Genomic DNA, 17923 nt, shown 5'->3' on the forward strand with positions numbered 1-17923 from the left:
ACGACTGAAAGTGAAGGTCGAAAACGTGTGTCACTGTCAGATCAGATCTGAACTTCTACACATAAGGTTTCATTTTTTTTAGCCAAGGTGTGTTGCTCCTCGTAGTCCATTTATACGACGCCAACAATTAGTCTTCGAGTAACTACAACTGGCTTGTCCAGAATATATTCCCTGGTAACGGTACGAAGTAACTCCGACCATTCTTTTGGATATCAACTCCCACATCAGTGAGGTCTGTCGGGGTAACCTTCAGACTACGGATCATGATCTACCCTTGAAATTCGAATAAGCCGCAGCCACTCATCGTTCCTAAGCCAGGATTCCATCCTATACTTCATTGGGAGCGCATCAATCAGCTGACAGCTCCCGATCAGTTTCGGACGCTCAACATGCGCACGCTGATATGATTAATAAGAATCTGAATTGTAAAAAACAGCCCGACAGTGTCTATGGCGCAAGTTCCCAGGCAAATCGCACTATATGGTTGAATACTAGACAGTAAATTCATAGAGTACGCCCCTTTTTCTCCCCTAATAAGGACTGTTATGGGCTCTTCTTTAATTGACGGCGTTAAACACCATTTCTCCAGCCTTTCTGATCCTCGTCGAGAGACGCTCAATATGCGGCATAATTTCTATGATGTTCTCACCATCGCGCTCTGCGGGATCATCTGTGGGGCTGACGATTGGGTTACCATCACTCGGTTTGGCGACGCTAAAAAAGAGTGGTTTGAGTCTTTTCTGGAGCTGCCCAACGGCATTCCCTCCCACGACACCTTCAACAACATCTTTGCGAAGTTAGATCCCGAGGCGCTAGAGACAAGCTTTCTATCCTGGGCTTCGACGCTGGCGGAGCAGATTCCAGATGATCAGATCGCAATAGACGGCAAAACGCTACGGCGCTCATACGACCGATCCTCTTCCAAACCCGCCATTCATATGGTTAGCGCCTGGTCGACAGCGAACGAACTGGTGTTGGGACAGGTGAAAACTCAGGAAAAATCCAATGAGATCACTGCTATTCCTAAACTGTTGAAGGCATTGTCATTAAAAGGAAGTCTCGTCACCTTGGACGCGATGGGATGCCAGCGGGAGATCGTGAAGCATATCCGTCACGCGGAAGCAGATTATTTGGTAGGCGTGAAAGAAAATCAGGCCTCATTACACGATGCGATTCACGACCGGTACGTGGAGGCTGAGGCTAAAGGCTTCGGCGAGGATTTTGTCGACTTTGTATGCGAACCAGGGCGCGCTGAGGAGGAGAAGCGGTGCTGCCGCGTTTCAACGAGTCTGGAGGGTCTGGAAAAGCAACAAAGTCGCTGGCAAGACCTGAAGAGTTTCATCGTCGTAGAAACAGAGCGAATGGAGTCAGGGCAAAGAACGCTGGAGCGCCGCTTGTATATTTCGAGTCGAGAGGGGGATGCGAGATACTTCCTGGATGCGACGCGAAAGCACTGGCACATAGAGAACAAACTGCATTGGGTGCTGGATGTAGCGTTTAAAGAGGATGACTCACGGCATCGCATGGGACACAGCGCGGAGAATCTAACGGTGTTGAGACATATAGCGTTGAATTTATTGAAGAATGAGAAGACGGACAAAGGAGGTATAAAAACTAAGAGGCTACGAGCGGGCTGGGACCATGGTTACTTAAAAAAAGTGCTATCGGGTCTGGCTACTTTGTAATCACATAGTGCGATTTGCCTGGCAAGTTCCCTTCCTTGCACCGCTGCTTATCCAGCGATTTATTCATCAACCTAGATATGACACTGATTGCAGAAAGATCTTCTTCTTTACTGGCTTGTTCATCGGTAGGAGTCCTTCATTCAGAGTCAATAAAAGCCTCTTTCATACCATCTAAATCCCGTATCGTTGGCCGCGATTTGGATGGAAATTAAACAGGAGTGGTAACAATGCTGTTTGTCATCCCAACGCAAACATAAACCTACAGGAGCTGCATTAAGTTCATTAGCCTGGCGTTGATTTATTAAGAACGATTGACGACCCAAAACACAGCCTTGTGAGCCGCCTGACGTGGTATCAAATAACACTAGTTCGTATGCGCCAGCTTCAAAGCTAAAGTCCGTCGAGTCTGACGACAAGAAATGCTGTTCGATTGTTACGCCTTCTCTAGGCACGACCAATTCATCACTTACTCTTCCCGCATTGCTGTTTAAGTAGAACCACTGGGGAAACTCTGTAATTCGTTCGCCATTGATTAGCCATACCACCTGACCACGGACCCTCACACTCCTCTTTGTTTTACTTTGATACGTCGTCAGCAAACGAACTTCACATTGCCGACCGCCAGAGCAGGAAGGGCATTGATCCAACAGGATAAAGCGGGGTCTGGCCGCTGTGTAATGCGCTTGCGTCCAACTCAGAACCCATAGCAATAAAGCGAATAGTCCGCCAGCGAACGCAACCATCCATACATCCCATTGAGTCACTATAATCTCCTTGGTATTTGGTTGCTTATAGACTTTTCACTAATGAATACTAGCTTAGACTCTTTTTCTCGTTTTGAAGCGATGACAAACATTACAGATTGCCTGAAAATTCCCTACCTGTCGCCGCCAGCTTCCTCAAAATCCGTTATTCATCCAGGAGTTGAGGCACAGCTGATTCTCAGTACTTTCTATACGGTGAGTGTACTCTTTAGATCGGCCATACTTCTCTTTGCGAGTAGCTTACTCCTCCACCAGGACTGGCAACCTGCCTATGAGAATGGTTTTCTCTTTCTTCAGTTCTTGCTGCTCGCACCTCTGAAAATCCTCAATTAACTTTGCTTCGTCAATCATAAGTTGTTTAATACTGGGATTTATTGGGGGGAATCCTCCAGTGTGCAGGGTAAACCTACCCTTCAAAAACTCCCGTATCCTTAATTATAGGCGCTCAGCAAGGGATGGTTGCTCAATTTTATAGAGACTTTGTCTTGCTACAAATCCGATCCGATTTATCGTTAATGGCCCACAGTTCGGTATTGATCTCATTACGTACTGGACAACGCCTCCGTGCACCGATCTGCAGAGTTTCGTCGGCACAGGTGGGACTGGATGGACAAAGGCATATGGCCAATCTATTTGCCGAAATATTCACCGGAGCTAAACCTGATAGAGATCTTGTGGCGAAAGGTGAAGTACAACTGGCTGCCGCTAGGTTCGCATGAGACGTTCGAGAGACTGAAGGAGTCGGTCACCGATGTCCTGTCAAAATTTGGACAGGAGTATAAGATTAATTTTATTTAGATACTTAATATGTTTCCTATTACCTAAAAAGAAACATATAAGCTTACAAAGATGAACTCACTACTCAAACAGCTAAAAAAGCGGCGACTGACGCTCGGTCTAAAGCAGAGCGATATGTTCCGAGTAGGCGTTTCCCGTCAGCAGTATCAGCGCTTGGAGTCCAGAGGAAACCCCAGGCTGGATACCCTGGAACTCATTGCGAAAGGGCTAATGGCGAACTTATGCTAATCCCTCAAGAAAAGCTCCAAGCTGTTTTGGCTGTGCTTGAGAGAGATCCATCGGTTATTAATGGCGAGCCTTCAAGGCCGCGAAGCCCTATGGATGATAGTGATGGAGATGACCTGTCTGCTGACCCCTGGAAAAACTTACTGGGGGAGGACTAGAGTGGGTGCTTTGAGGGGATATCAAGCTCAACATGGCAGGGTTGAAAATCTCTAATTCTAGCCAAGGGTAGGTCGGACAGCCGCTGGTTGTGTTGTAGGGAATATATCACAGCCCAAGTATCAGCCAGAGCAAGGCTTTCAGTGTTACTACTCGCATAAATCCCACGGTTGATTTACTGTATAAATACTTTACAGTAAAATTTTTGTAGGGTAGCACTGATTTAGTAATGGTTTAATGAGACTGCTCATGGCTGATGAAAAGCATGAAGTTGTACTGAGGCTAAGAGCAATTGAATTGCTGGCGTACTGGGAAGGGCGATTGGTTACCAACCGGCTCATGTCTTGGTTTGGAATCAGCCGACAGCAGGCTTCATCTGATATTAAGCGTTATTTAAGTGTCCACAACCCAGACTCCCTTTATCACGATCCGGGGGTGAAAGGATATGTACCCAGAGGGGACTTCCAACCCGTCTTAACCAAGGGGCACATAAACGAATACCTGGATATGATCTCCGGTATGGTTAGCGAAGCCGTCGCGGTGACTTTTGAATCCGAAGACCATTTTACAGCTATTCAATTACCTGATCGCACGGTTCGGCCAGAGGTAGTTCGGGAAATATTGCGAGCATGTCGGGCTCAAACCAGCGTAAAAATCATCTATGCCTCTATGACAAATCCTGTATGGAGCGAACGGGTTATTTCTCCTCATACACTTGTTTATACGGGGTTTCGTTGGCATGTTCGGGCTTACTGCCATAAGCGTGGCGACTTCCGTGACTTTATCCTGTCCAGGATTGAGCGGACACCAAAGCCTGCTACAGAGCTTTCTCCCGATCCGGTGCAGGACTCGTTGTGGAATGAGCTGATCCTTTTGACTCTTGTGCCGAATCCGAAATTGAGCGATGGGCAGAAGGCACTGGTAGAGAAGGATTTTGGTATGCCAGATGGAAGGCTTCAGATTTCGGTTAGAAAAGCACTTGCTCAGTACACCTTGCAGCGTTATCGGGCCGCGATCACCGTTGACGAAACAGCTAATGTGCTTATGTTCCCTATCATGTTACTGGATTCAGATCGAAAGAAGCTGGGTCCTTTTTTGTTTGGTTTATAGATTTAGAAGAGGTTGAGTTTGATAAAGCGGTTCCATTATGGCTGCGACATGGCTGGAGGCTCTCTCATGGTGAGAGAGAGCCGTATTGTTGCTGGTTTGCTAATGGACGGTATAACACCTGAACAGTGGAATGAAGCAATCTGCATAGAGAACATGTTGCAAAAGCGCACGCCAGCTTCAGCAAAGCGAAATGCCACGGCGATTCGCAAACGACTTGAACGCCTGGAGCCTGAGTTTTGGCAAGCGTTGAGAGACGGTGATGACGAGCTTGCCACACAGGTTGCCTTATGTGGCGCCTTGGATCGAAATCTCTTGCTGGTGGAGTTTATGGAGACGGTGCTTCGAGATGCCTACATATCAAGAGCGGAAAAGCTTGATACGTTTGTATGGACAGATTTTATCGAAGACCGCTCCCATCGAGATCCAAGCATTTGTGACTGGAAAGAATCCACCAGAAAGAAAATGGGGCAGGTGGTTTTCCGTATGCTCGCAGAGGTCGGGTACCTGAAAAGTACACGCAAGCTTGAGCTACAGCATGTTGTGGTAAGACCAGAAGTTAAAACCATGCTCGAAGAACATTACAAACAGAGGATTAAGAAATGCTTGGAAGTGTCGGCATGGACGCGATAAGTGCATTGGCTGCAGCTTTTATTGGATAAGAATTATGGACCAACGACTACATGACCGGTTGAATCAGATACCAGACAAGATTCTATCCCCCGAGTTTTTGAGTGGGCAGGGGTTGGGTAATGAACTTGGCTTCTGGATATTTGATTACGAGCCTGAGTATGAGCTTAAGGTTCGAGAATATATTGATTTCCTTGAACTCATGTTGACTAAGAAGCACGGCCATTTGAAAGTGGTCAATATCAATCTGCTCAAGTGTCTGGTGAGCTATCTTGCCGATCGCAACTTGATTGATAAAGCCATCCAATTGCAGAAGGCCAAGGGCGATGAGGAATTGATAAAAGCCTTGAAAGGGCCGCTGCACATGGACAAATTCGCGCCTTACCTGACGAAAAAGCATTCCGCTACCGAGCAGGATATCATCTTCATTACTGGAGTGGGTTCTGTTTGGCCGTTATTGCGAGCACACAACCTGCTAAATAGCCTTCATTCACGGTTAGGACATAAGCCTGTCGTCCTATTTTATCCAGGCCAATACAGCGGTCAGGCAATGAGCCTGTTCGGGAGAATACCCAGCAACAATTACTACAGAGCCTTCAGGTTGGTTCCGTAAGCAATGGTGGCCAATTAATAAGAATTCCGGGGAATCAACACACTATGAACATCAAAGAACTGTTTTTTAAGCCATTGGACCGCTCAATTAATGGTGTGGTTAAGGCTGACCAGGATGATGATGCAACTGTCTACCAGGAACTGGATGAGTATGTGGTGACCAACGAGTTGGAGAAGCATTTCCGAGATTTCTTCCAGTCCTATGGCTCGGATCTAAACGACCCGTCCATTGCTAACCGGGTGGGGGTGTGGATCTCTGGCTTTTTCGGCTCTGGTAAATCGCACTTCCTGAAGACCTTATCCTACATCCTGGCTAACAAGGTTGCGCGGGATGCAGAAGGTAATGAGCGCAGAGCCGTTGAGTTTTTTGATGAACACAAGGTCCGCGATGCCTTTATCCGGGCGGATATTGATAAGGCAGTAAGCGGTCATGCCGATGTCATTCTGTTCAATATTGATAGTAAGGCGAGTTCAAACGATGACGGTAATCCTATCCTCAACGTCTTCTTGCGCGTTTTCAATGAGCATCAGGGCTTTAGCGGTGATCACCCTCATATTGCTCACATGGAGCGCCATTTGGCTCAGAGAGACGCCTATGAGGCCTTCAAGTCCGCTTTTGAAGAATCCAGTGGTCTGTCATGGATTGAGGAACGTGATGGCTACCAGTTCTATCAGGATAGCGTAGAAAAGGCCATTTCAAAGGCGTTGAACTTGTCTCCGGATGCTGCCCATAAATGGTTTGAAGAGTCCGAAGAGACTTTCAGTGTTTCCGTCGAGAGCTTCTGTCATTGGGTCAAAGAATACCTGGACAGTATAAATCCGAAACATCGGATACTGTTCCTAGTGGATGAAGTAGGTCAGTTCATTGGCAGTAATACCCGCCTGATGCTGACCTTGCAAACGATCACGGAAAACCTGGGCACCATCTGTAAGGGCAGAGCCTGGATCATAGTAACTTCTCAGGCCGATATGGATGCGGTTCTGGGAGAATTGTCGTCTTCCAAAGCCAACGATTTCTCCAAAATTGCCGGTCGCTTCAAGACCCGGTTGTCGCTGTCCAGCTCGAATACCGATGAGGTCATCCAGAAACGTCTGCTTCGCAAAACTCCGGAAGCGGAGAACATGCTCAAGTCCGTCTTCGACCAGAAAGGCGATATACTGAAGAACCAAATTACATTCGATCGCTCCGGGCCAACGCTCAAGAACTTTGATGGTCCAGATAGCTTCGTCAATAACTATCCCTTTGCGCCATATCACTTCCAGTTGGTACAGAAGGTCTTTGAGGAGATCCGTAAAGTGGGCGCCACCGGTGCGCACTTGGCATTTGGTGAACGGTCCATGCTGGACGCTTTTCAAATGGCCGCCAGCTCGATCGACAAGGAAGAGGTTGGCGCCCTAGTGCCAATGCACTGCTTCTATCGGGCAGTTGAAGGATTTCTAGATACAACCGTCAAACGTACCATCGATCAGGCTGGTGAGAACGCCACACTGGACAGTTTTGATGTTCAGATGCTCCGCACCCTGTTCATGATTCGCTATGTGGACTTGATCAAAGGAACCCTCGACAATCTGGCTACCCTGTCTATTGATAAAATTGATGATGATAAGCTGGCGCTGCGTAAACGCATTGATGAAAGCCTTCAGCGTCTGGAAAAGGAAAGCCTGATTACCCGCAATGGCGATGAATTCCTATTCCTGACCAATGAAGAGCGCGACATCACCCAGAAGATTAAGGCTACTGATGTTGCCAACTCGGAAGAGAACAAAGAGCTGAGTAGCCTGATTTTTAAGGATCTGCTTCGGGATACCAATAAATACCGCCATCAGCCCAACAAGATGGACTACAGTATTGGCCGATACTTGGATGGGCATACCCTGGACGGTAAGTATGAAGCTGACCTGAAAGTGGAAGTGCTATCCCCGCTGGACACGGATTACAGCCAATACTCTGAGGCTGGCTGCATCAACAAGAGCGCCGAGGGCGAAGGTCAGATCCTCATCAAGCTGGGCGACGATAATCAGTTCTTCAGTGAACTCCGCACTTGGCTGAAGACCAACAAGTTTATTCGTCTGAATGACGATGGCGCCCAGGCAGACATCACTCGTATTCTGGCCGATCGTGGTCGGGAGAACCAGGAGCGTAAGAAGCGTTTGCGAGCCCGTATGGAAGATATGTTGCTAAAAGCTGACGTCTACGCTCTCGGTCAGCATCTTTCAGTGTCAACTTCTAATCTCGAAACCCGGCTTTACGATGCCTGTCGTTATTTGCTTGAGAACACCTATACCAAGCTAGCCTACATCAAGGTGTACCAACCAGATCCATGGCGCGAACTCAGCGCTGTATTGACTATAGATGATATTGGACAAATGGGCCTGTCATTGGAAGGTGAAGAGGGGAATCCAAAGGCAACCCGCGATCTTGAACAATACATCGGGCTTAGGGCGACCGGGACCGAGCGTATCCTGCTTTCAGACATTGTTGAGCGTTTCGCGAAGCGGCCGTATGGCTGGCCAGATGCTGAGATTTTGTTGATTGTTGGCCGGTTGGCTGCGGCTGGACGGATCTCGTTCCAGCTCGGGGGGGGAACGCTGCCTGTCAGGGAAGCGTTGGAGCCTCTCCAGAATACACGCCGTCGTCGCGAAGTCTCAATTATCAAGAAACGCCAAACCGATGAAGCCGTGCTGAAACAGGCGCGTAACCTGACTCAAGACCTATTCTCTTCAATGGGGCCTGCCACTGAGAAGGAGCTGTTCGAGTTCTATACCCAGCACTTCAGCAAGTGGCTAGCCAACCTCAAATCCTACAAGAGCAAAACCGATGTGGGGCGTTTTCCAGGAAAGGCTGTGATTGAGCAGTCGATCCTGACCTTGGAACGCTTGTTTAGCAACGACGATAGCTTCGACTTCTTCAAGCAGGTCGTGGATAAGAAGGACGATTACCGCGATCTGGAGGAAGACTACCGGGACATCCACGAGTTCTTCAGCAAACAGATTCACGCTTGGCAACAGCTCCAGCAGGTTCTTCGTCACTTTGAAAAGAACCGTCAGGCTTTGGAAAAGGACTCTGGAGCCAGCAAGGCCCTGTCTGAACTGCAATCTATTGAATCAGCGGACGCGCCATACGGGATGCTCCACAAGGTTACTTCTCTGGTAAGCGCCGTAGAAGCCGTCAACGAACGCCTGCTAACTGAAAAACGAACCTATGCCATTGAACGGGTAGACGACAAGATCAAACAGCTTGAGGGTGAGATCGCCAAAAGCGGTATTGGGTCACCTGAGCTGAGCAACCGGCTGCTTCGTCCTCTGCAACTGGTGATAGCAGATTTGGAGACGGATACTAGTATTGCCGGTATCTACATGCTGCAAACTGAAACAGCTACCGAACGCTTTGATGATGGCCTGTATGAGCTTGAGCGAGCTGTTCAGGCAGAGATTGAGCGTCGCGCAAAGGCAGAACAGGCAGCGAAAGCTAAGCAAGCTGATCCAACTGGCGCAGACACGTCTACACGGATCTCTGAGACAAAGCCAGAGTCGCCCGTTGCTAAGCCGCTCTCTACCCCAAAACCAGTTGTCGAGGTTAATGTGTCCAGCGTCTACAACAAGACCTGTGAAGGCGTGTACCTGGAAACAGAAGAATCAATTGATCAGTTTGTGGAAGCACTCAAGGTTGAGTTGAAGAGCATTGTTCGCAATGAAAAGCGCGTGCGTATTCGCTAAGGAAGTAATCACATGAACACCAACAACGTAAAAAAATACGCACCCAAAGCTCGGAAAGCCTTCATTGAGGCCATGAGTAAACAGGCTGCGAAATATGGGATCACTAAAAAGAAAATTGAGCCTGCGGAGCAGAAGGGCGACTTGGTTCTGATTGGTGACAGACCGTTTCCGGCTTCGGTTATCAAACCTCGTGAACGCTTAGTAAAGCGCATCGAGCAGCAAGGTTTCGACCAGGTAATGGAGCATGTGGCCTATAGCTGGTTTAACCGTCTATGCGCAATTCGTTACATGGAACGAAAAGGGTTTCTTGACCACGGACGTCGGGTACTGAGCGCGGCTGACGGTAGTGCCGGTGTGCCCCAAATACTGGAAGAGTGTCTGGATGTCGAGTTGACCGGACTGGACCAGGCCAAGGTTAGAGAACTGAAGCTTGATGGTACCAAAGACGAAGAGCTTTACCGTGAGCTGTTACTGGCCCAGTGCCATGCCTTGCACCAAGCAATGCCATTTCTGTTTGAGGCAGTCGCAGATGAGTCCGAGCTGCTGTTGCCAGAAAATCTCACCAAGACCGATTCACTGATTCGTGATCTTGTTGCCAGTGTTCCCGATGAAGACTGGGATCATATCGAGATTATTGGCTGGCTTTACCAGTTCTATATTTCCGAGAAGAAAGATCAGGTCATTGGCAAGGTCGTGAAGAGCGAGGATATTCCAGCCGCGACACAACTTTTTACGCCCAATTGGATTGTTCAGTACCTAGTTCAGAACTCAGTTGGTCGCCAGTGGCTTCAGACGTATCCCGATTCTCCGCTCAAAGAGAAAATGCCGTACTACATTGAACCTGCTGAGCAGACGTCTGAAGTACAGGCGCAGCTTGCGGCAATTACGCCTTCAGAAATTGCGCCAGAATCTATAAAAGTGCTGGACCCGGCGGCGGGTTCGGGTCACATACTCGTAGAAGCCTATAAAGTATTAAAAGCCATCTACGAAGAGCGCGGTTACCGAACTCGCGATATTCCGCAACTAATTCTCGAAAACAATCTATTCGGTTTAGATATAGATGATCGTGCCGGACAATTGGCAGGGTTTGCGTTGATGATGCTGGCGAGAGAGGACGATAGACGAATCTTTAGTCGCAATATAAGACTCAATGTTTTGTCATTACAGGAAAGCTCCAATGTAGATCTGCCTTCTCAATGGAGGTCATTGAACTTGTCCGGAGAATGGCAGAGTGGAACATCGCAAGGACTGTTTGAAGCAGAGCAGCAGGACCTGAGTGCTTTTGCAGCAGACAATCGATACCAGTTACTTCAAAGGACGTTAGAAAGATTTAGGCAAGCTAAGACATTCGGCTCTTTGATTGATATTCCTCATGATGAGCTTGAAGGACTGAAGGAGCTGTTCATTACCCTCGCGGAGCTGGAAGAAACTGGCGATTCGATGCAGAAATATGCAGCAACCCAATTACTACCTTTTATCCATCAGGCGGTATTGTTGGCTCAGAGGTATGACGCTGTGGTGGCTAATCCACCATATATGAGCGATAAAGGGATGAATGGTGACTTAAAAGAATTCTCTAAAACCTCGTACCCTAACAGTAAGCGAGACCTGTTTGGGGTATTTATGGAGCGTTCTTTTCACTTTTTAAGCAAAGGCGGATTTAACGCACAAGTTAACATGCAGTCATGGATGTTTTTGTCTAGCTTCGAGGACTTGCGAGAATACGTATTACACTCGAAAACATTAGTAACGATGGCGCATTTTGGCCCGCGTGCATTTGGACAAATCTCAGGAGAGGTTGTTCAAACTGTAGCGTGGGTTTTCAGTAACGAATACATACCTAGCTATCAACCTACATTTTTTAGGCTAACAGAAGGTTCAGAACTCGATAAAAGAGATGCACTCTTTAATAGAGAAAAATCGTTTTCATCTTTAAAGCAGAAAGACTTCGAAAAAATACCTGGTAGTCCTCTTGCATACTGGGCCCCGGAAAGTATTGGAAAAGCTTTTATAAATACACCCGTGGTAAACGATTTATGTGACGCCAGAAAGGGTATGGGCACTGGAGATAACGCGAAGTTCGTTCGTTGTTGGCACGAAGTATCTTTGAATAATCTTTGTCTAACATCTACATCCAGAGAAGAGGCCAAAAAATCCGGGAAGAAGTGGTTCCCTTACAATAATGGTGGAGGATTTAGGCGCTGGTTCGGGAACTGTGAGGATGTTGTTAATTGGTATGATGACGGTGTTGAAGTAAAGAAGGTAGCCACAGAAAAAAATAATGGCGGTCACTGGTCCCGTTATTTGGTTAGCTTGGATTACTTTTTCATTCCAGGTATTACTTGGTCGGACATCTCAAGTAACGACTTTGGTGCAAGATACTTTGGAGAAGGCTTTCTTTTCTCTAGCGTCGGAATGTGTGCGTTTCCAAAGAAAGTAGACCTGCATGAGGTGCTTGGGCTTTTCAACTCAACAGTTGCACAGGCGATTCTAGATTTAATAGCTCCGACTTTGCACTACGGTGTTGGTGAAGTAAAAAAGCTTCCAATAAAGCAGGGGGGGAATATTTCCGCCATAAAGCGTCTTGTGCAAATATTCATGGATGATTGGAATAGTTTAGAGGTCGCATGGGACTTTCGTAAGGATAAATTATTGTCCGTCTCTCAAGAGAATAAAAAACTGTCGGTGGCATACCAGTTATTTAAGAGTGCATCTGATCGATTGGTTGATGAAGCAGCTAAACTTGAAACCGAAAACAATTACAACTACTCAAAAACATACCAAATAATTACTGGAAAAGAGGACGTAAAAAAGGAGGCTATATCACTTTATGCTAATCCATTTTATCGTTTTGGGATACAAGTTGACATTGAAGCTAAATATCAATCAAGCACAATAGTTGAACTGTTGTCATATTCGCTAGGCTGTATTTTTGGCCGTTATTCTCTTGATCGTGAAGGCATTGTCTACGCACATTCAGGCAACGAAGGTTTTTCTGGTTTGGTTGCAGAAGCCGCCTTCAGCACCTTCCTGCCAGACGACGACGGGATTGTTCCATTAACTAATCAAGAATGGTTCCCGGATGATGCAACCAATCGCTTCCGTGAGTTTGTCAAAGTCGTTTGGGGAGAGGAGCACTTTAATGAAAACCTCGACTTTGTAGCAGAGTCCCTCTGCCTGCACGCTATCAAACCGAAGAAATCTGAATCGTCGGTGGACACGATTCGTCGGTACCTTTCTACCCTGTTCTATAAAGATCATCTGAAGACTTACAAAAAACGTCCTATCTACTGGTTATTCAGCTCTGGTAAGCAAAAGGCTTTCGAGTGCCTGGTTTATCTGCACCGGTATAACGAAGGTACGCTGGCGCGTATGCGTACTGAGTACGTCATTCCCTTGACAGCGAAGATGGCGGCCTATGCTCAAAAGCTGGAGAACGATAAAGAAGCCAGCGGCTCGGCAGCGGAGGTGAAGCGGCTTGAAAAGGAAATTGCCCAACTGCACAAGCAACAGGCTGAGCTGAGCGAATTCGACGAGAAGTTACGCCACTATGCTGACCAGAGAATAAGCCTGGATCTGGGTGATGGCGTAAAGGTCAACTACGGCAAGTTTGGTGATTTGCTTGCAGAAGTGAAAGCCATTACCGGTGAGGCGCCGGAGGTTTTATCATGAAGTTGAATAGCCTGAGCGATATTTTTGAGCGCCGTCTACTACGCATCCCCGACTATCAGAGAGGTTATGCTTGGAAGGAACACCAGGTCGAAGATTTCTGGGAAGACATTCTTCAGCTTGAAAATGATCGAATTCATTACACAGGAGTTATCACTCTTGAGCCTGTTAAAGCAAAGCTATATCAGAAATGGGAGAAGGATCTTTGGTTAATAGAAGGCGTTGGATTTAGGCCGTTTTATGTGGTCGACGGCCAGCAGCGACTTACTACTTCGATGATTCTTCTGCAAGCCATCTTGGAATCTGTCCCAAAAGATGCCGAGCTGAACTATCAGTCGATTAGCTCTATCCGAAAGCAGTTTATATTCTTTAAGGCTGACAATAAGCTCCAGCAGAGCTTCATATTTGGGTACGAAAAAGATGACCCAAGTGATGAGTATATGAAGACCAAGATATTTGGTGAGCACTCTGGCTCAAATCAGTTTGTGGAGACTCTCTATACGAGAAACCTAAGCCTTGCAAAGAGTTTCTTTAAAAATCGCCTGAAGGATATGTCAGTTGATGAAATAGCGCTGATATATAAAAAGCTTACGCAGAAGCTTAAATTTAATTTGTATGAAATTGACGAAGAAGTTGATGTCTTTGTTACCTTTGAAACGATGAATAATCGTGGGAAGCCACTAACCAGTTTGGAGCTTCTGAAAAACAGGCTGATCTATCTTTCAACGCTATTCAAGAACAACGATGGACGAGAACAACTTAGAATAAACATTAATGATGCATGGATGGCCATATATGAGTATTTGGGGAAAAACCCAGATGCTCCATTAAGCGATAATATTTTCCTTCGCAGTCATTGGACCATGTACTTTAAGTACTCACGGAAAAAAGGAGATGATTACATAAAATTCTTGCTTGATGATAAATTCAGTGCAAGAAATGTAACACATCCAAAGTCACCTGAAGATGCACTTAGAATTGAAGAAATATCTGATTATGTGCGAAGCCTACAGCAATCGATCATTTACTGGTTCTACATGCATAATCCATATTATGTCCAGTCTAATAACTTGACCGATTCTCAAAAGGTGTGGCTTGATAGGTTGGATCGTCTCAGTTTTAGATCGTTCAAACCATTAATCCTTTCGGCTTTTGTCTCTAAGCAAGATCCTACGCAGATAACAGAGTTGTTAAAATCTGCTGAAAGGTACAACTTTACCTTATTCAATCTAAGTCAGAGAAGAGCGAACACAGGAGATACTGAGTTCTTCAGTATGTCTCGGGATCTATTGACAGGCGAACGATTCATTGATGAAGTCATAGCTACTATCAATCGATGGATTGTTAAGTACTATGATCCAGTAAAATTTTTGGCGCACATTGAAGAAAAATACGAGCTAGAAAGAAATGGCTTTTATAGCTGGGATGGTGTCAGGTATTTCCTATTTGAACATGAGCAATGGCTTAAAGGAAAAGGTAAACAAGCCACTAATAAACTTTCATGGGAAGTTTTAAGGTCTAACCAGAAAGATCACGTTACTCTCGAGCATGTTTTCCCACAGGCTCCAGATGATCCCTATTGGAAAGAACGGTTTGGTCACTTTGATGAATGGACACAGTATTACTTGACGCATTCATTAGGAAATTTGCTTCCACTATCACGTTCAAAGAACTCAGCCCTGCAAAATGATAGTTTCCCCAAAAAAGTTAACAACGGAGATGGCGTTGGTTATTACAACGGTTCAGTATCAGAAAACGAAGTAGCCCAGTGCCCGGAGTGGACCCCAACCCAAATCCTCAAGCGTGGATTGGATTTATTGAGTTTTATGGAGCAACGTTGGGATATCGTATTAGGGGATAGTGAGTTTAAGGGGCAGTTACTCCACCTTGCAGACATCGACGTTTCTGCTTCAGGGGATCAGTCATGAATCTGAGCCAGCTTCGAGGAGGCCTTGAGCAGGCCTTCTACAAAGAGAATCATCGCCTAGTGTTCTGGTATGACCCAGAGCAGTCATTCATGGATGAGTTGGTATCTCTGTCTCTCGAGGACGTACAGATCCTCAACATGGCGAATGAATCAGCATTGGGCACTAAACTCAAACTGGAGCTGGAAGATAAGGCTGGTAAATATCTCCTGTACTTCCCTTTTGCGGAACCTGATGTAGAAAAAGACTGGTTGCTCGACGTCAAGTTGTACTCCAGATGCTTCTACGCTGATCGCTTCTCAATCATCTTCAATGAGCTTGGGCTGCACCAACAAAGCCTGAGAGAACACCTGGCCAAACGAGACAAATTCCTTGCCAGCAAAGCAAGACTGATGGCACTGCAACGCTATGTTCAACCTGACTTTGATGAGTTTGACTTGGACATGGCCATGATTGCTTCCGTGGTTAAAGCGGAAAGCTGTGACTTTCCTCATGTGATCCTGGCGCTGGCGGAAGAGGCGGTAGGGGATGACCTTGGCCTGGAGTCCAATCCGGTTTCACTCAATGAACTTGAAAAGTACGATCTTGTACCGGCACTGGTAGCCGTACTTAAGTCTGAAATTGGCTATCCGGCTACGGTCGAAGAGTTGAAGGGCGAAGTTCCATTCAAGCTGGGACATTTCTTTATTCGGCTGCTGGTAACAGGTTTCTGCGAGAGCGTCGGAGGTGTACCAAGCTGGGCGCAAGAACTGGTGATGTCTTCGGTCAGCTCCCGAGCAACAGCCAGAGCACTACTCTCACGCTGGCGAGATAGCTCACGGTATTACAAGGCATTCGACGCCGTGTCCGGATGGGTGGCGATCGCGCTGCGTATCAAAGAAAAGGTGGGCACTTTCGATACAGAGCAGCTCAGCGATGTTATCACCTTTGAAGCCGTGGAGCAGAAGATCATCGTCGATCTGGCAATGGCTATTCCTCATGCTCCCAGGGGAGAGCTGGCGCGCTTCCGCGCAATGATAGCGTCCCGCTTGGATGGTTACTGGGCTTCCAAGCATAAAGATGACACGACACGCCGGAAGTATCGCACTGTTTACACTGCGTTGCAGGCTGCTATCGACCTGTTCAGCCTTCGTATTCAGCATGACAGCGGGTTCCATTTCGAGTCGAGTGAGTTTCTATACAAGGCCTACGAGCGAGACCTATACCGCTTTGACATGGCCTACCGTCATTATTGTGAAGCGTCCCAGCGTGCGCATGTTGAGATCCTGAAGAAGCTCGATGACGAAGTGGAAAACTGTTACACCTATTGGTACATCGACAACCTGGCCAAGAACTGGGGTGACCGAATCGAGGCTGAGCAACGTCTTTCTCAGTGGCGCTTCCCTGGAATACCCAATCAGCAGGATTTCTTTCAGGGTCTTGTGAAACCGCTATTTTCCAAAGCAACTAAACGCCGGGTGGTGGTCATTATCAGTGATGCCTTCCGCTATGAGGCGGCAGTTGAGCTTCGCGATCGTATCAATGACAAGCGCTACTCTGAAGCTACCCTATCTTCCCAACTTGGCGTAGTCCCAAGTTATACGACATTGGGGATGGCCTCCCTCTTACCGCATAAAACACTGGAGTACCGTGAAGCAGCGTCAGAAGACGTGTTTGTGGATGGCCAGTCCAGTAAGGGCACAGCAGCAAGAACCAAGATTCTCGCAGCGCATGGGGGGCTGGCCGTGACAGCGGAAACAGTTAAGGCTTGGTCTAGGGATGAAGGCCGGGAGGTTCTCAAAGATCAGGAACTGGTATATGTCTACCACAATGTTATAGATGCCCGCGGAGATACCTCATCCACCGAATCTGAAACTTTCATGGCCGTTGAACACGCCATCGAGGAGTTGACCGAGTTGAGCCGCAAGATCCTGATGCACTTCAACACATCGACGGTGCTCATAACGGCAGATCATGGGTTCTTGTTCCAGCAAAGCAAGCTGGAGGCTGCCGATCGCTCGTCTCTGGCTGAAAAGCCAACCAATGCCCTGAAGAACAAAAAGCGCTATGTGGTGGGCTTTGGTCTGCCAAGCACAAAAGAAGCTTGGAAGGGCTCTACCAAGGCAACAGCCGGGACTATCTCAGATACTGATTTCTGGGTGCCGAAGGGCGCCAACCGATTTCACTTTGTGGGTGGTTCGCGCTTTGTCCATGGAGGGATCATGCCTCAAGAGATCGTTGTTCCGGTGCTGACTGTCAAACAGCTTCGTGGTGAGAAAGCTGAGAGGCGCACTAAGCGCAAAGTGGGTGTCATTTCTACCAAATCCACCCTGAAGATGGTGAATAACATCCAGAAGTTTGACCTGATGCAGACTGAGGTGGTTAGTGATCTGGTTACGCCAATAACGGTATCGGTGGCTATTTTTGATGGCGATAGAAAAGTGTCCAGTGAGGAAACAATTACATTTGACTCTGCAACCGATTCGGTGACAGAGAGAGTTAAACCGGTGCGACTCTCCCTGTCTGGGACGGACTTCGATCGGAAGAAGGATTACTTCTTGGTGCTCAAGGATAAGGATCTGAATACCGAGATGGAGCGCTACAAGGTCACCATCGACCTGGCGTTTACCGATGACTTCTTTTAACCGCGATTTGA

The 17923-nt window shown here is 47.1% G+C and carries 11 protein-coding genes; 10 read left to right on the forward strand and 1 reads right to left on the reverse strand.

What is annotated here, in order from left to right; translation table 11 throughout:
- Positions 1 to 545: 545 nt before the first annotated feature.
- Positions 546 to 1685: an ISAs1 family transposase gene (locus AC2IBB_RS09855; protein WP_486332702.1), complete on the forward strand. Its 1140-nt coding sequence runs from the start codon at positions 546 to 548 to the stop codon at positions 1683 to 1685.
- Between the two features lie 146 nt (positions 1686 to 1831).
- Here AC2IBB_RS09855 and AC2IBB_RS09860 read toward each other — a convergent pair whose 3' ends face one another.
- A complete protein-coding gene (locus AC2IBB_RS09860) occupies positions 1832 to 2449 on the reverse strand; it encodes a hypothetical protein (RefSeq protein WP_486332704.1) in 618 nt (205 codons plus the stop codon).
- Positions 2450 to 3013: 564 nt separating this feature from the next.
- Between AC2IBB_RS09860 and AC2IBB_RS09865 the strand changes: the two genes are divergently transcribed.
- From AC2IBB_RS09865 to pglZ, 9 genes are all read left to right on the forward strand, one after another.
- The gene (locus tag AC2IBB_RS09865) at positions 3014 to 3247 is read left to right on the forward strand and encodes a transposase (protein ID WP_486332705.1); all 234 of its coding nucleotides are present in this window, start codon (positions 3014 to 3016) and stop codon (positions 3245 to 3247) included.
- 114 nt (positions 3248 to 3361) lie between these two features.
- Complete coding sequence (locus AC2IBB_RS09870) at positions 3362 to 3475, forward strand: helix-turn-helix domain-containing protein (RefSeq protein ID WP_486333938.1); 114 nt, start codon at positions 3362 to 3364, stop codon at positions 3473 to 3475.
- A 402-nt stretch (positions 3476 to 3877) separates the two neighbouring features.
- Positions 3878 to 4738: a helix-turn-helix transcriptional regulator gene (locus AC2IBB_RS09875; RefSeq protein ID WP_486332706.1), complete on the forward strand. Its 861-nt coding sequence runs from the start codon at positions 3878 to 3880 to the stop codon at positions 4736 to 4738.
- 66 nt (positions 4739 to 4804) lie between these two features.
- On the forward strand, positions 4805 to 5368 hold the full coding sequence (locus AC2IBB_RS09880; RefSeq protein ID WP_486332707.1) for a DUF1819 family protein: 564 nt from the start codon (positions 4805 to 4807) through the stop codon (positions 5366 to 5368).
- 34 nt (positions 5369 to 5402) lie between these two features.
- Positions 5403 to 5978, forward strand: a complete 576-nt coding sequence (locus AC2IBB_RS09885; RefSeq protein ID WP_486332708.1) for a DUF1788 domain-containing protein — start codon at positions 5403 to 5405, stop codon at positions 5976 to 5978.
- Positions 5979 to 6022: 44 nt separating this feature from the next.
- The gene (gene brxC / locus AC2IBB_RS09890) at positions 6023 to 9694 is read left to right on the forward strand and encodes a BREX system P-loop protein BrxC (protein ID WP_486332709.1); all 3672 of its coding nucleotides are present in this window, start codon (positions 6023 to 6025) and stop codon (positions 9692 to 9694) included.
- A 12-nt stretch (positions 9695 to 9706) separates the two neighbouring features.
- Positions 9707 to 13366, forward strand: coding sequence for a BREX-1 system adenine-specific DNA-methyltransferase PglX (gene pglX, locus AC2IBB_RS09895; protein WP_486332710.1), 3660 nt, complete (start codon positions 9707 to 9709; stop codon positions 13364 to 13366).
- The gene (locus AC2IBB_RS09900; protein ID WP_486332711.1) at positions 13363 to 15291 is read left to right on the forward strand and encodes a DUF262 domain-containing protein; all 1929 of its coding nucleotides are present in this window, start codon (positions 13363 to 13365) and stop codon (positions 15289 to 15291) included. The genes pglX and AC2IBB_RS09900 overlap by 4 nt, the downstream gene beginning before the upstream one ends.
- On the forward strand, positions 15288 to 17912 hold the full coding sequence (gene pglZ, locus AC2IBB_RS09905) for a BREX-1 system phosphatase PglZ type A (RefSeq protein ID WP_486332712.1): 2625 nt from the start codon (positions 15288 to 15290) through the stop codon (positions 17910 to 17912). Before AC2IBB_RS09900 ends, pglZ begins: the two co-directional genes overlap by 4 nt.
- Positions 17913 to 17923 lie beyond the last annotated feature (11 nt).

The organism is Hahella sp. NS-SX17 (assembly GCF_057367735.1).

Bases quoted from the DNA above. Each gene is read 5' to 3' on its own strand.
- AC2IBB_RS09885 (WP_486332708.1), top strand. From the start codon at position 5,403: ATGGACCAACGACTACATGACCGGTTGAATCAGATACCAGACAAGATT.
- AC2IBB_RS09855 (WP_486332702.1), top strand. From the start codon at position 546: ATGGGCTCTTCTTTAATTGACGGCGTTAAACACCATTTCTCCAGCCTT.
- AC2IBB_RS09875 (WP_486332706.1), top strand. From the start codon at position 3,878: ATGGCTGATGAAAAGCATGAAGTTGTACTGAGGCTAAGAGCAATTGAA.
- AC2IBB_RS09880 (WP_486332707.1), top strand. From the start codon at position 4,805: ATGGTGAGAGAGAGCCGTATTGTTGCTGGTTTGCTAATGGACGGTATA.
- pglZ (WP_486332712.1), top strand. From the start codon at position 15,288: ATGAATCTGAGCCAGCTTCGAGGAGGCCTTGAGCAGGCCTTCTACAAA.
- AC2IBB_RS09870 (WP_486333938.1), top strand. From the start codon at position 3,362: ATGTTCCGAGTAGGCGTTTCCCGTCAGCAGTATCAGCGCTTGGAGTCC.
- pglX (WP_486332710.1), top strand. From the start codon at position 9,707: ATGAACACCAACAACGTAAAAAAATACGCACCCAAAGCTCGGAAAGCC.
- AC2IBB_RS09900 (WP_486332711.1), top strand. From the start codon at position 13,363: ATGAAGTTGAATAGCCTGAGCGATATTTTTGAGCGCCGTCTACTACGC.
- brxC (WP_486332709.1), top strand. From the start codon at position 6,023: ATGAACATCAAAGAACTGTTTTTTAAGCCATTGGACCGCTCAATTAAT.